The organism is Bacteroides sp. ET489 (genome assembly GCF_030518095.1).
GTDB lineage: Bacteria > Bacteroidota > Bacteroidia > Bacteroidales > Bacteroidaceae > Bacteroides > Bacteroides ndongoniae.
Window position 1 is genome coordinate 144,564 of the sequence record NZ_JAULLJ010000009.1, and the last position, 13,114, is coordinate 157,677.

Here is a 13,114-nt window from a genome sequence, read left to right on the forward strand (position 1 = left end):
GTAGTATCTTTGCTCTCCCTTTTTAATGAATTTCGTTATGAGTTCACAACCATTGAATCAGAAAGAGAAAAGTGAAGAGGCTGCCCGTGAGGCAGGCATCTATCGGGTTACGCTGGTAGGCAGCGTAGTCAATCTGTTATTGCTTGTATTTAAGTTTGTGGCAGGCATCTATGGGCATAGTGCGGCTATGCTGGCCGATGCCGTTCACTCGTTGTCCGACTTTGTGACGGACATCATTGTGATTGTCTTTGTACGCATTTCGTCGAAGCCCGAAGACGAGGGACATGACTATGGTCATGGCAAGTACGAGACGCTGGCTACAGCCATTATTGGCCTGATATTGCTGTTTGTCGGTTTTGGTATTTTGTGGAATGGAGCTACTTCCATTTGGAATTTCTGGCAGGGAGGTGAACTTCAGGAACCGGGTATGCTGGCTTTGTGGGCGGCATTGGTATCTATCCTTTTTAAGGAATTACTCTATCAGTATACGGCTTTCAAAGGGCGCAAGCTGAATTCGCAGGCTGTGGTTGCCAATGCCTGGCACCATCGCAGTGATGCACTTTCGTCCATCGGTACGGCTATTGGCATCGGTGGTGCTATTTTACTGGGTGATCGTTGGCTGATCCTTGACCCGTTGGCAGCTGTGGTAGTCAGCTTCTTCATCATGAAGGTAGCCATTCAGTTACTGGTACCTTGTATCGAAGAACTGCTGGAAAAGTCGTTGCCTGCCGAGGTAGAGGACAAAATCAAGCAGGAAATTCTTTCTTTTCCGGGAGTTTCCGCTCCGCATCACTTGCGTACACGCCGGATAGGCAACAGTTATGCCATCGAGGTGCATATCCGTATGGACGGAAGAATCTCGTTGGGAGAAGCGCATCATACTGCTACGGCCATCGAAAACCGTCTGAAGAGTGAGTTTGGCAACCGTACATACATCAATATTCATGTAGAACCAGTAAAATGATTATGGAAAGAATGAAAAAATCGGTTTTGATTACGGGTGCCAGTGGCTTTATTGGTAGTTTTCTGGTAGAAGAAGCGTTACGCCGGGGATTCGACACCTGGGCCGGAGTCCGGGCATCGAGCAGCCGGAAATACCTGCAACAGCCTGAACTGCACTTTCTGGAACTGGACTTTGCACATGCCGACCGCCTGTACAGTCAGCTTAAGGCTCATCGTGAAGTTCATGGATCGTTCGACTACATCATTCATTGTGCCGGAGCTACCAAATGTATCGATCAGGCCGATTTCGACCGTGTGAACTACGAACAGACTCGTGCGTTTGCCGATACGCTGCTTCGTCTTGATATGGTGCCGCAGCAGTTTGTTTTCATCAGTACGCTAAGTGTCTTCGGCCCCATCCACGAAGATACGTACGAGCCTATCCGCGAGACAGATACTCCCCAACCCAATACCGCATACGGACGCAGCAAGCTGAAGGCTGAACAGTATCTGATGGGACTGGAAGGCTTTCCTTATGTGTTCTACCGTCCTACAGGGGTTTACGGACCTCGCGAGCGTGATTATTTCCTGATGGCTGAGTCTATCAAGCGGCATACCGACTTCTCGGTGGGGTATCGTCGGCAGGATTTGACTTTCGTCTATGTGAAGGATGTCGTGCAGGCTGTCTTTCTGGGCATCGAGCGTCAGGTGTCACGACGTGCCTATTTCCTGTCTGATGGGCAGGTGTATGCCAGCCGTACCTTTTCCGACCTGATATGTCGCGAATTGGGTAATCCGCTGATTATTCGCATCCGATGTCCGTTATTTCTGTTGAAAGTTGTATCTTTGCTCGCTGAGCGTTGGGCGCGGCTTAGGAATACAGCGAGCACGCTCAACCGTGACAAGTATAATATAATGAAACAACGCAACTGGCAGTGCGACATAACTCCCGCCGTTCGCGAGCTGGGCTATCGGCCCGCTTACGACCTGGACCGTGGTGTGAGGGAGACCATTGCCTGGTATAAGAAGGAAGGATGGCTTTAGATATATTCAAGATGGTAGATACCCGTAAGGGACTGTTTGCGATAGAAAAAGTATCGCTTATCTACAACCTGCTGACGTCGATACTGATACTCTTTCTGTATCAGCAGTTGGATCACCCGCTACGCATGCTGGGCGACCGTGCGCTGATAGCAGGTATGACATTCCTGCTGATGTATCTTTACCGGCTGGCACCTTGTAAGTTTTCTGCATTCATACGTGTAACGATACAGATGGCGTTGTTGTCTTACTGGTATCCGGATACTTACGAGTTCAACCGTCTTTTTCCCAATCTTGACCACATCTTTGCCTCGGCCGAACAATGGCTGTTTGGCGGACAACCAGCCATCTGGTTTGCCGAGCGGCTGCCTTACATGTGGGTGAGCGAGCCGCTCAATATGGGCTATTTTTTCTATTATCCCATGATGCTGGTCATCGTGTTGTGGTACTTCATTCATCGCTTCGACCTGTTGGAAAAAGTATCGTTCGTCATCATTTCCTCCTTTTTCCTTTACTATTTCTTCTACATTTTTGTGCCTGTAGCAGGACCGCAGTTCTATTTTCCGGCTATCGGTATGGACAATGCCCTTCAGGGAGTTTTTCCGGCTATTGGCGACTATTTCAATCATAATCAGGAGTTGTTGCCCGGTCCGGGCTACGAACATGGTTTTTTCTATAACCTCGTAGAGAGCTCGCAACGGGTTGGCGAACGTCCTACCGCCGCTTTCCCGTCGTCGCATGTAGGCATTTCTACCATTCTGATGATTATGGCGTGGCGTGGCAGCCGTTGGCTTTTCGCCTGTCTGATGCCTTTCTACGTGCTTCTGTGCTGTGCGACGGTATACATTCAGGCTCACTACCTGATCGATGCCATAGCGGGCTTTATTTCGGCCTTCGGACTTTACGTTTTGACGACATGGATGTATAAACGCTGGTTCGAGCAGCCAATGTTCCGCTGATGCCAATGTGCTAAGAAACTCCTTCGGAATCTTTCATTTCAAAACCCCGTGGGTTTTCATTCAAAACGCCCGGACTTTCTTCTCAAAACGCGTGGGCTTTTCAAGCAAAACACGTGGCCTTTTGAGACAAAACACGAGGGCTTTTCGGACAAAATGCGTGGGCTTTTCCGACCGGACTTCTCTTTCATAGTCCGGTCGTAATCATTGTCAGAGATACGACCGCAGCTTTCAGCCGGGAAAGAACCGCTGTCTGATGTCGTCAAAGATGCGGTACAGTTCGTCTTTCGTCTCGGCCCGCAGCATGGCGATGCGTGTGTCGCGGAAGTTGGGCAAGCCTTTGAATACCGGGCTGGCTGCCAGATGCCGGCGTACGTGCAGGATGCCGCGTCGTTCGTCCAGCAGGTTGACGCTGTCTTCTACCTCCTGTCGCAGTACGTCCATGCACCATTGGGGTGTCAGGGCAGGTAGCTCTTCGCCCGTCTCCAGATAGTGTTTTACTTCTTTGAATATCCAGGGACGTCCGAAACTGGCGCGGCCTATCATGATGGCATCCACACCATACTGTTCGAAACATTCGCTGGCACGCTGCGGAGTAGTGACATCGCCGTTGCCGATGATGGGGATGTGCATCCGCGGGTTCTTCTTTACTTCGCCAATGAGCGTCCAGTCGGCTTCGCCGGTGTACATCTGTGCGCGGGTACGGCCGTGGATGGTCAGAGCACTGATGCCGCAATCCTGTAACTGTTCGGCCAGGCTGACGATAATCTTGTGGTCGGCATCCCAGCCCAGGCGGGTTTTCACGGTGACTGGAATCTTCACCGCATCGACTACCGAACGGGTGATTTCGAGCATCAACGGAATGTTCTGAAGCATGCCCGCTCCTGCTCCCTTACCAGCCACCCGCTTCACGGGACAGCCGAAGTTCAGGTCCAAGATGTCGGGGCGCGCCTGCTCTACTATTTTGGCGGCTTCGACCATCGTTGCCGTGTCGCGTCCATATATCTGTATGGCTACGGGGCGTTCTTCGTCGCTGATGTTCAGTTTCTGTTCCGTTTTGCTGACGGAGCGTATCAGCGCGTCGGCCGATACGAATTCGGTGTACACCATGTCTGCACCGAAGCGTTTGCACATCAGTCGGAAAGCGGGGTCGGTGACGTCCTCCATCGGAGCGAGGAGTACAGGGCGTTCGCCCAAGTCTATGTTGGCTATCTTCATATTCTGTTGCGTTTTGGGTGCAAAAGTACGGAAAAAAGAGTGCTTCGCTGCAAAAAAGAGTTATCTTTGTGTGTGATTATCATATTAATGGGAGACTGGATATGGCAACAATGGGATTGGAGGCGCAGAAACTGATGTTAATGCGTGAAATTATCAACAGTGACGATAAGACCTTCTTGCAGGAAATGAGCAATGCCTGTAAGGAGATAAAGAAACGTCTGGCCAAAGTCGCAGATACAACAAAGGACGAAAAGGCCGGTAATAAAGAACTTGTTCTCCACGAGCTGAAGGAAGCCATCTTGGAGTTGAATGATTACAAGGCCGGCAAGATTCAGGCGCGTCCTGCCGAAGAGTTGGTTAAAGAACTGCTAATGGAAGAGGAAGCATGATAGAGATTAAGACGATTCCTCCTTTTGACCGCGCACTGAAGAAGTTGCAGAAAAGATATAAATCGATAGTTGCTGACTATCTGACCTTGCTCGAAGAATTGAGACAAAATCCTTTTGTAGGAACAGATTTAGGTAAGGGTGTGCGTAAAGTACGCATGGCAATCTCGGCAAAAGGCAAAGGGAAAAGCCATGGCGCACGTGTTATAACTTATACAGAAGCCATTGTAAAGATAGACGAAGGAACCTTGATTCTATTTTACATTTACGATAAGGCTGATAAAGAAAGCATTTCCGAGAGCGAAATACGTGATTTACTGGAATACATCAAATAATAACAATGGAACTGAAAGACTTTGAAATAATGGCCCCTGTCGGCTCGCGCGAGTCGCTGGCCGCCGCCATACAGGCCGGAGCAGACTCCATCTACTTCGGCATCGAGAACCTGAACATGCGTGCCCGTTCGGCCAACACGTTCACCATCGACGACCTGCGCGAGATAGCCCGCACGTGCGACGAGCACGGTATGAAGAGCTACCTCACCGTCAACACCATCATTTACGACCAGGACATCCCCCTGATGCGCACCATTGTGCGTGCCGCTAAGGATGCCGGTATATCGGCCATTATTGCTGCCGACGTAGCCGTGATGACCTACGCCCGCGAGATAGGGCAGGAGGTACACCTCAGTACGCAGCTCAATATCAGCAACGTCGAGGCTTTGCGCTTCTATGCCCAGTTTGCCGATGTAGTGGTGCTGGCACGCGAACTCAATCTGGATCAGGTGGCCGAAATCTACCGTCATATCTGCGAGGAGAACATCTGTGGCCCGTCGGGTCAGCGCATCCGCATCGAGATGTTCTGTCACGGTGCTCTGTGTATGGCCGTCAGTGGCAAGTGCTACCTCTCGCTTCACCAGATGAACAACTCTGCCAACCGCGGTGCCTGCATGCAGGTGTGCCGCCGCTCCTACATCGTGCGCGACAAGGAGACCGACGCCGAACTGGAGATTGACAACCAGTACATCATGTCGCCCAAGGACCTGAAGACCATTCACTTTATGAACAAGATGATGGATGCCGGTGTGCGGGTGTTCAAGATAGAAGGCCGTGCCCGCGGCCCCGAGTACGTGCGTACCGTAGTTGAGTGCTATAAGGAAGCCATCCGTGCCTATCTGGACAACACATTTACCGACGAAAAGATTGAAGAATGGAACCGCCGCCTGGCAACTGTCTTCAACCGCGGCTTCTGGGACGGCTACTACTTGGGCCAGCGTCTGGGTGAATGGACGAAGAACTACGGTTCGGCAGCTACGGAGCGCAAGATATACGTGGGCAAAGGCATCCGCTACTTCTCGAACATCGGTGTAGCCGAGTTCCTGGTCGAGGCTGCCGAAATCAGTGTGGGCGATAAACTGCTTATCACCGGACCTACCACCGGAGCCGAGTACGTCACACTGGAGGAAGCACGCGTTGACCTGAAACCCGTGCAGACCGTCCATAAGGGCGAGCATTTCTCCATGAAGTCTGTTAAGATACGCCCCAGTGACAAGCTCTATAAGTTAGTGACCATCGAGGAACTGAAACGTTTCAAGGGACTGGATGTGGAGAAACAACGAGGATAATAACAGCGGTAAATGGTTAATGGTAAGTGGTAAACTGTTGTGCAGATTGATATTGACCATTAATCATTTACCATTAATCATTATTTTATGGCAGAAAAATACATCTACGAGCTGGAAATGAAGGTGCGCGACTACGAGTGCGACCTGCAGGGCATTGTGAACAATGCCAACTACCAGCACTATCTGGAACATACGCGCCACGAGTTTCTTACCTCCGTAGGCGTCAGCTTTGCTGCCCTTCACGAGCAGGGAATCGACCCTGTGGTGGCACGTATCAGCATGGCTTTCAAGACTCCGCTGCGCAGTGGCGACGAGTTCGTGTCGAAGCTCTACATGAAAAAAGAAGGCATCAAGTACGTCTTCTATCAGGACATCTTCCGCAAGAGCGACGGTAAAGTATCGCTGAAAGGAGTGGTAGAGACTGTCTGCGTGGTAAACGGACGGTTGAGCGACAGCGAACTGTTCGACCGCATATTTGCGTCTTATATTTAGGGACAAGGGGACGAGTTGACGAGTTGACAAGGGGAGGAAGAGTTAACAAGGGGACGAGTTAACGAGGCCACAAGGAAAGGCAAACTGAGTATTTATGTTCTTTCCAACTTGTTAACTCGATTACTCGTGAGCTTGTCAACTCATTAACTCATCCCCTCTTGTCAACTTGTCCCCTCGTCAACTTGTTAACTCGTTAACCCGTATCTAACATCAATTACTATGAATACCGACGAACGAATCTGTAGCATCGCCCTGACCCTCTGTCCGGGCATCGGACATATTGGTGCCAAACGCCTGATTGATACCGCAGGCAGCGCAGCCGAAGTATTCCGTCTCCGTAAAGAACTGCCTAAACGCTTTCCGGGCATCATTCATGCCTCTGCTGTGGCAGCACTCGACTGTCCCGAAGCCTTCAGCCGGGCAGAAGCAGAGATGGAGTGGGCCGAAAAGAACCGTATCAGTTGTCTGACGCTGGGCGACGAACGCTATCCGTCGCGTCTGCGTGAGTGCGAGGATGCGCCGGTAGTGCTGTTCTTCAAGGGCAATGCCGACCTGAACCGCCTGCGGGTGGTCAGCATGGTGGGTACACGCCACGCCACCGAGTACGGCAAGCAGTTCTGCACCGAGTTCCTGCACGACCTTTCCGAACTTTGTTCCGATGTACTGATTGTCAGCGGACTGGCTTATGGCATCGACATACATGCCCATCGCGGTGCGCTGGCAAACGGCCTTTCCACCGTAGCTGTACTGGCTCATGGGCTGGACCGCATTTATCCGGCTGTTCATCGCAAGACGGCGGTCGATATGCTGGCCGAAGGCGGGCTACTGACCGAATTCCTGACCGATACCAACCCCGACCGTCATAACTTTGTCAGCCGCAACCGCATTGTGGCGGGCATGAGCGATGCCGTCATTGTGGTAGAATCGGCAGCCAAAGGCGGTTCGCTGATTACGGCGGAACTGGCCGAGGGCTACCATCGCGACTGTTTTGCCTTGCCCGGACGTGCCACGGACGAGTATTCGCGCGGTTGCAACCGGCTGATCCGCGACAACAAGGCAGCCTTGATTAACGATGCTGCCGACTTTGTGAAAGCCATGAACTGGGGACGGAGCACCGACCGCAGCAGCCGGATGGCGTCGGGCGTACAGCGCAGCCTTTTCCCCGAACTGACCGAGGAAGAAGCACGTGTCGTCAAGATTCTGAGTCGCAACGACCTGCACATCAACACCCTGGTGGTCGAAGCCAACATCCCGGTGAACCGCATGAGCGCCCTTTTGTTCGAACTCGAAATGAAGGGCATGGTCAAAGCGCTGGTAGGCGGAGTCTATCACTTGCTGGCATAGTCGCCGGCTTGCGTCAGCCGGATGTTCCATACGCCGGGCGTAAGTACCTTTTCGGCCGACTGGCAGACGGTGCTGTTTACGCTCATGCCTGTATATCCGTCGGGCAGGCAGAAGCACGCCTCCGTGCCTTGGGAAACTTCCAGCACGATGTCGCACCGGCGGCTGTCCTTGTCGAGCGACAGTCGTATTTCTCTTTTCCCGCTCAGGGGTACAACGGCCCGTATCTGGTTCAGGTGTGCGGGATGCGGACTGACGCGGAAACGGCGGAAAGCGGGAGCCGTCGGTTCAATTCCGGCTATATACTGGCTCATGACGGTCAGCGGGCCGCCGCTCCAGGCATGGTTGTAAGTGCCGCCGCCGAAACCTTCCGAGCCGATTTCCCATCCTTCCCACAAGGTAGTCAGCGGGCTGTCTGTCATGGCGCGGTAGCGCAGTTTCATCCGGTTGAGGGCATCCTGGTGGTAGCCCATCAGGCAGAGGGCTTGCAGGACGTATTTCTCCATATACGGGCTGGCATGATATTGTTGGCCGAAGAAGGGGCGCAGTGCCGGATAGAGCGTGTCGGGCAGTGTACCCGAAACCACGGCAAGGGCTTGCGGGCGGTCGTCGGGCAGACCCTGGTGAGAAGGTGACACGTAGTAGCTTCCGTTCCAGTATTTTTGGTGGAAGGCGGTGCGTGCACGGTCGGCCGTAGTCTGTGCCCAGTCGGCTTCGGTGGTGTCGCCGGTCAGGCGTGCCATGCGTTCGTAGCCTTGCAGGGCGATGATGTACCATTGGCTGAACAGCAGTTCCATGTCTTTGTTCTCGCCCCAGTCGCCCTAGGTCCATCCTCCTTTGCGGGGAATAGCCAGTCCCTGGGCGTCGGTCTTCCATACGTGGATGTATTTCTTTACGTTGGGATATACGTAGCCGATGGTGGCGCTGTCTGCCGTACCCATGTAGTACGTCCAGAAGCCGTAGTAGCCTACGCTGGCCAGCATCTGCATGGGCAGTTCCGAGTCGTAGTTTCCGGCAGGTACAGGGGCGAAGATGGTGCTGTCGGCACGTTGCCAGTCCATCAGTTCGCGGATGCCTTTGCGGGTCAGCAGATGGGCTTTCTCGTCGAGGGCATAGAAGGCTTCGCCCAGTTCGTTCACCACATCGCCCCACCACTGGGCACGTTCGCGGTCGGGGCAGTCCATGTAGGTGTCGCGCATGGTGATGTACAGGGTTCGCTGCGACTTCTCCCACAGGCGGTTCAGGGCAGGGTCGTCGCAATGGAAACTTCCGGCAAAGTAGGTGTCGTAGCCCGTTTCGCGGTACATCAGGTCGAGGACTTCGGCATCCTTGGGTACCTGATAGACCACGTAGTGGCCGTTCATCCAGCCAAGACATTCAAAGTCTTGTTCGCCCTGTCGGGTGGTATATTCGGCAAAGACGTTGTTGGCCGATCCGCCGGTGTAGTTGTCGGTGCGGATGCGTACTTTCCGGTCTTTGTCGGCGCGCAGCCGTATGTAGGGGGTAATTTGCGCGTTGTAGGGCAGGTAGGCGTGGAGGATGGTGTCGTTTATCCTTTCCGTGCGTTCGTAAGGTTTCAGGCCGTAGTCTTTCCATTGGGGGATGGGGCGTGGTTGCAGCTTGTTCCATCCGGCTGCTGCCAGGTCGGTGAGGCGTGCGTCGGGCCACTGGCTGTCGTCGAAGTCGGGACGGGTGAAGTCGATGTCCTTTCCGGCGTCGAAGCCGATGTTCGACTCGGGCAGGCGGTAGTTGGGCTGTTCGCCCTCGGGCTGGTAGAAGGCGGGATGGACGATGCTCTTCCACGGCTTGCGGAGGCGGATGTCTTTTCCGTCGACGTTCAGGGCGAAGGTCATGCCGGGAGTGGGCGAGTTGCGGTGGCTGAAGCCGTCTTTACCGAAGTACCACACCAGCAGGGTGATGGTGTTCTGGCCTTTCTTCAGGGCGGGCAGCGAGCCAATGGTGTCGCAATAGGTGTCGTTGGGGTTGGGGCCGCGTTTCAGGCCGCCTTCGCGCACTTGCAGTTCGCCGTTCACCCACAGCCAGTATTTGCTGTCGGCAGCTATGTGCAGGCTGACGTTGCGGGGTTGCCGCTTCAGGTTGACGGTGTTGCGGAAGCAGTACCACGAGCCGGGTTCTATCTTGTCCGGCGGGCAGTCGGGACTGATGACCTGTGCGACGGCGGTGTACGTGCCGATGCACAGCAGGATGAGTGTGTACAGCAGTTGTTTCATATTATTGGGTTCTGTTTATGTGTGTGTCAGGGTATAGGCAAAAAAAAAGGAGTACCGCTGTACTCCAACCTTTGTTAACCTTAAATCTAATACTATGAAAAACACGTTGCAAAGGTACGGACTTTGGCGAAATCTGCAAATTCTGTAAGCAAAAAGCCGCTTTTTATAACATGCTTTAATATCGTTACAGGTTCTTTTACATCTTTCGCCCGGTTTTGTGTCCTGTCTGTTGCCACTGTTCTTCTTTTTACTCCTCCGTCCGCGTGTAGGCTTCAATCTCGCGGATGGCATCTTTAGCCTTGCGGCGCACTTTGTTGAGGTGTATCAGGCCCATGATGGCTCCGACCACGAATCCGACGCCTCCTCCGATGCAGATGGTTTCTCCTCCTTCCTTGGGATAGCTTTCAACGAGGAACCAGACTATCCACAGCGCGGCGAAGGGCAGGCCGAAGTACAGCCATTTCAGCCCCAAGCGGTTCATGCGTATCAGGGCCTGGCTGATGTTTATCAGGTTGCCGGTCGATATTTCTTTGGGGTTTATTCCTTTGTGGCTGTATACCTGATAAATGCAGGCTACGATCAGAAAGAGGGAGGTCACGACGCAGAACAGCCACGAATAGCCCGTCGAGATGAAGAACAGGTTGCAATAAATCAGTGCAAAGGGGACTAGTATGTACATGGAGCGGATTTTCCGTTTGATGTAACCAAGTTTTTCCCGGATCGATTGCATGATCATCTTTTCGTTGACGATGGTTTCTTTCGCCAGTTTCTCTTTCAACAGTCTGATTTGCTGTTTCATTTCTTCCAGTTCGAAGTTATCTTGATGCTTTTCCATACTGATGCGTTTTTAGCGGTTCGACATTTTTTTCAACTCCTCTTTGATGCGATACAGGCGCACGGACACGTTTTTGGTCGAGATACCTACAATGGCTCCTATCTCTTCGTAGCTCATGTTCTCCAGCCACAGCAGGACGATGGCGCGGTCGAAGGGCTTTAGCTTGTGGATGCGGTCGTAGAGCTGGCGGATTTGCCGGGAGTCTTCGTCGTTGTCCTTAAACAGGTTGATGTCCATCGTCAGTGGGAGGGTAGCCCGCTTCTGCTTTTTCCGTTCGTAGGAGATGCAGGTGTTGAAGCTCACTCTCCATATCCAGGTATCGATGCTGCTTTGGTTCCGGAAGGAGGGATACCCTTTCCAGAGGTTGATGAGTACTTCCTGAAACAGGTCGCTGACTTCATCGGAATCGTTCGAGAACATAAAGCACACCGTGTAGATGGTGCTTTTGTGTTCCTTGATCATTTGCGCAAATGTGGTGTCCAATGTTTCCATATCGAATTCTGATTTGTTTTTGTCCGTTAGACGCAGGTGTTGCCGGAAAAACTACACGAATATAGTGTTTTTTTTATTCATACTTGCACGGTTTGCGAGCAACACTTGCATCGCTCCTGAGAGACACTTGTACGGCTCGCGAGCAACACTTGCACGGCTCGCGAGCAATACTTGAGTGTGTGTCGAAGCTTAGTTATAGTATCTGATTCCCCTCCTTCCTGAAGGAGGAGAGTTTCAGATACTTTTATTTCGACACATCCTCAGGCAATACTTGGCAGGTTTGTGAGTCATACTCGTGGGCTTTGTCGGCAGAACCCGGCGGCATTGCTTGCGATAGGCGGCGAGATTGCTTGTCGCTTGGCCGGACATTGCTTGTTGCGGCGGCTAACTATGGATGTTACGCGGCTAAAGTGGGTGGTTAGGAATGAAAAGTGCCACTTTGTGGGTGAAGGATGGATACGCGGACTACACTGATGAGGCGGATTTACACGGATGAAGAGTGGGAAAGAGGGAAATTGCTTTCACGCCTTCACTTAGCTTTCAGGATCTTGGCTGTCAGGTAGATAGGATGAAACATCCGGTTTCACGGAAGTTTCACCTCTTGCTTTCACCTTTCCGGATTTTTCTATTTCTTCGGGATTTAAGCCTGTTCGATGGGTATTTGTTAATCTATTGATAAACAGGGTGATGTGGTAAAGGATGTAATGTACATGCAAGTTTATGTAACGTACGTGCAAGTTTGATGTAACATTTGTGTAACTTTTGCAATCCGTTGCAAGGGTGAAACCTGAATTTTTAACACGCGATGTTACGCCATCGAAGGTATTTGATACAAATTGTTTTGGGTGTGTAGTCGATAAGTAGGATATTTGCATACAGACCTTATACGTACAAACGAATATGAATACAATCGAAAACACACACCCGGGCATATCGCGTAAAAGCCTGCCCGTTCTGTTTGCCGCCCTGTGCGTGCTGCTGTGCCTGAGCGGCTGCCGCCCCAAGCCCTATCCATCGCTGCTGCTTGCGGCGGACAGTCTGGCGTCCGTGCTGCCGGATAGTGCCTGTGCCCTGTTGGCCTCCTATGCCGCCGACACGGCGGACGAACCGCTGTACGTCCGCATGTACTACCGCCTGCTTTGCATCAAGGCGAAGGACAAGGCCTACATCGTGCATACGTCGGACAGTGCCATCCTGCCTGTAGTGGCCTACTACGAGCGGCACAAGCGCCTCCCCCACCTGCCCGAAGCTTACTACTATGCCGGCCGTGTATATAGCGACTTGGGCGATGCGCCGCAGGCGTTGGCCTATTTTCAGCGGGCACTCGACGCGATGCACGAGGATGAGGATCGGGTGAATATGACGGTGAAAAAGCTGGTCCTTTCGCAGATGGGGACGTTGTTCAAAAGGCAGAATCTTTATCCCGAAGCGTTGGATGTGTACAGGCAAAGCTTCCAGTGCAAAATTTTACTTCAGGATAGTGTGGGTATGATATATAGTAACAGGGACATCGGTCAGATATATATGTTTCTGGAGCAGCGGGACAGCGCCTTATA

Annotated in this window: 12 protein-coding genes and 1 pseudogene; 9 read left to right on the forward strand and 4 right to left on the reverse strand. The window is 52.4% G+C overall.

Annotated features, from left to right (window positions below; translation table 11 throughout):
* Positions 1-37 precede the first annotated feature (37 nt).
* Genes Q3C19_RS07550 through Q3C19_RS07560 form a run of 3 tightly spaced genes read left to right on the forward strand, consistent with a single transcriptional unit; the run spans position 38 to position 2,942 of the window.
* Positions 38-964 carry a cation diffusion facilitator family transporter gene (locus Q3C19_RS07550; protein ID WP_302728316.1) on the forward strand — a complete coding sequence of 309 codons (927 nt, stop codon included), beginning with the start codon at positions 38-40 and terminating at the stop codon, positions 962-964.
* Between the two features lie 11 nt (positions 965-975).
* Positions 976-1,986 (forward strand): NAD(P)-dependent oxidoreductase, encoded by a 1,011-nt coding sequence (locus Q3C19_RS07555; protein WP_302728338.1) that lies wholly within the window; start codon positions 976-978, stop codon positions 1,984-1,986.
* The gene (locus Q3C19_RS07560) at positions 1,977-2,942 is read left to right on the forward strand and encodes a phosphatase PAP2 family protein (RefSeq protein ID WP_022162543.1); all 966 of its coding nucleotides are present in this window, start codon (positions 1,977-1,979) and stop codon (positions 2,940-2,942) included. Before Q3C19_RS07555 ends, Q3C19_RS07560 begins: the two co-directional genes overlap by 10 nt.
* Before the next feature lie 228 nt (positions 2,943-3,170).
* Here Q3C19_RS07560 and dusB read toward each other — a convergent pair whose 3' ends face one another.
* On the reverse strand, positions 3,171-4,157 hold the full coding sequence (gene dusB, locus Q3C19_RS07565; protein WP_302728319.1) for a tRNA dihydrouridine synthase DusB: 987 nt from the start codon (positions 4,155-4,157) through the stop codon (positions 3,171-3,173).
* Between the two features lie 101 nt (positions 4,158-4,258).
* On the opposite strand from dusB, the gene Q3C19_RS07570 reads away from it, so the two are divergent.
* The 5 genes from Q3C19_RS07570 to dprA all read left to right on the forward strand — a co-directional run bounded on the left by Q3C19_RS07570 (position 4,259) and on the right by dprA (position 8,003).
* Complete coding sequence (locus tag Q3C19_RS07570) at positions 4,259-4,546, forward strand: hypothetical protein (protein WP_022162541.1); 288 nt, start codon at positions 4,259-4,261, stop codon at positions 4,544-4,546.
* Complete coding sequence (locus Q3C19_RS07575; protein ID WP_302728321.1) at positions 4,543-4,878, forward strand: type II toxin-antitoxin system RelE/ParE family toxin; 336 nt, start codon at positions 4,543-4,545, stop codon at positions 4,876-4,878. The genes Q3C19_RS07570 and Q3C19_RS07575 overlap by 4 nt, the downstream gene beginning before the upstream one ends.
* 5 nt (positions 4,879-4,883) lie before the next feature.
* Positions 4,884-6,167 (forward strand): peptidase U32 family protein, encoded by a 1,284-nt coding sequence (locus Q3C19_RS07580; protein ID WP_071148254.1) that lies wholly within the window; start codon positions 4,884-4,886, stop codon positions 6,165-6,167.
* Positions 6,168-6,254: 87 nt separating this feature from the next.
* Positions 6,255-6,659, forward strand: coding sequence for a thioesterase family protein (locus tag Q3C19_RS07585; RefSeq protein WP_022162537.1), 405 nt, complete (start codon positions 6,255-6,257; stop codon positions 6,657-6,659).
* A 219-nt stretch (positions 6,660-6,878) separates the two neighbouring features.
* Positions 6,879-8,003, forward strand: a complete 1,125-nt coding sequence (gene dprA, locus Q3C19_RS07590) for a DNA-processing protein DprA (protein ID WP_302728323.1) — start codon at positions 6,879-6,881, stop codon at positions 8,001-8,003.
* Here dprA and Q3C19_RS18400 read toward each other — a convergent pair.
* The 3 genes and pseudogenes from Q3C19_RS18400 to Q3C19_RS07610 all read right to left on the reverse strand — a co-directional run bounded on the left by Q3C19_RS18400 (position 7,988) and on the right by Q3C19_RS07610 (position 11,558).
* Positions 7,988-10,231, reverse strand: a pseudogene (locus Q3C19_RS18400) (GH116 family glycosyl hydrolase). The gene dprA and the pseudogene Q3C19_RS18400 overlap by 16 nt on opposite strands.
* A 247-nt stretch (positions 10,232-10,478) precedes the next feature.
* Positions 10,479-11,066 (reverse strand): hypothetical protein, encoded by a 588-nt coding sequence (locus Q3C19_RS07605; protein ID WP_022162534.1) that lies wholly within the window; start codon positions 11,064-11,066, stop codon positions 10,479-10,481.
* A 12-nt stretch (positions 11,067-11,078) separates the two neighbouring features.
* The gene (locus Q3C19_RS07610; RefSeq protein WP_022162533.1) at positions 11,079-11,558 is read right to left on the reverse strand and encodes an RNA polymerase sigma factor; all 480 of its coding nucleotides are present in this window, start codon (positions 11,556-11,558) and stop codon (positions 11,079-11,081) included.
* A gap of 900 nt (positions 11,559-12,458) precedes the next feature.
* Here Q3C19_RS07610 and Q3C19_RS07615 point away from each other — a divergent pair.
* On the forward strand, positions 12,459-13,114 hold a 656-nt coding region (locus Q3C19_RS07615), incomplete at its 3' end, for a tetratricopeptide repeat protein (protein WP_302728330.1).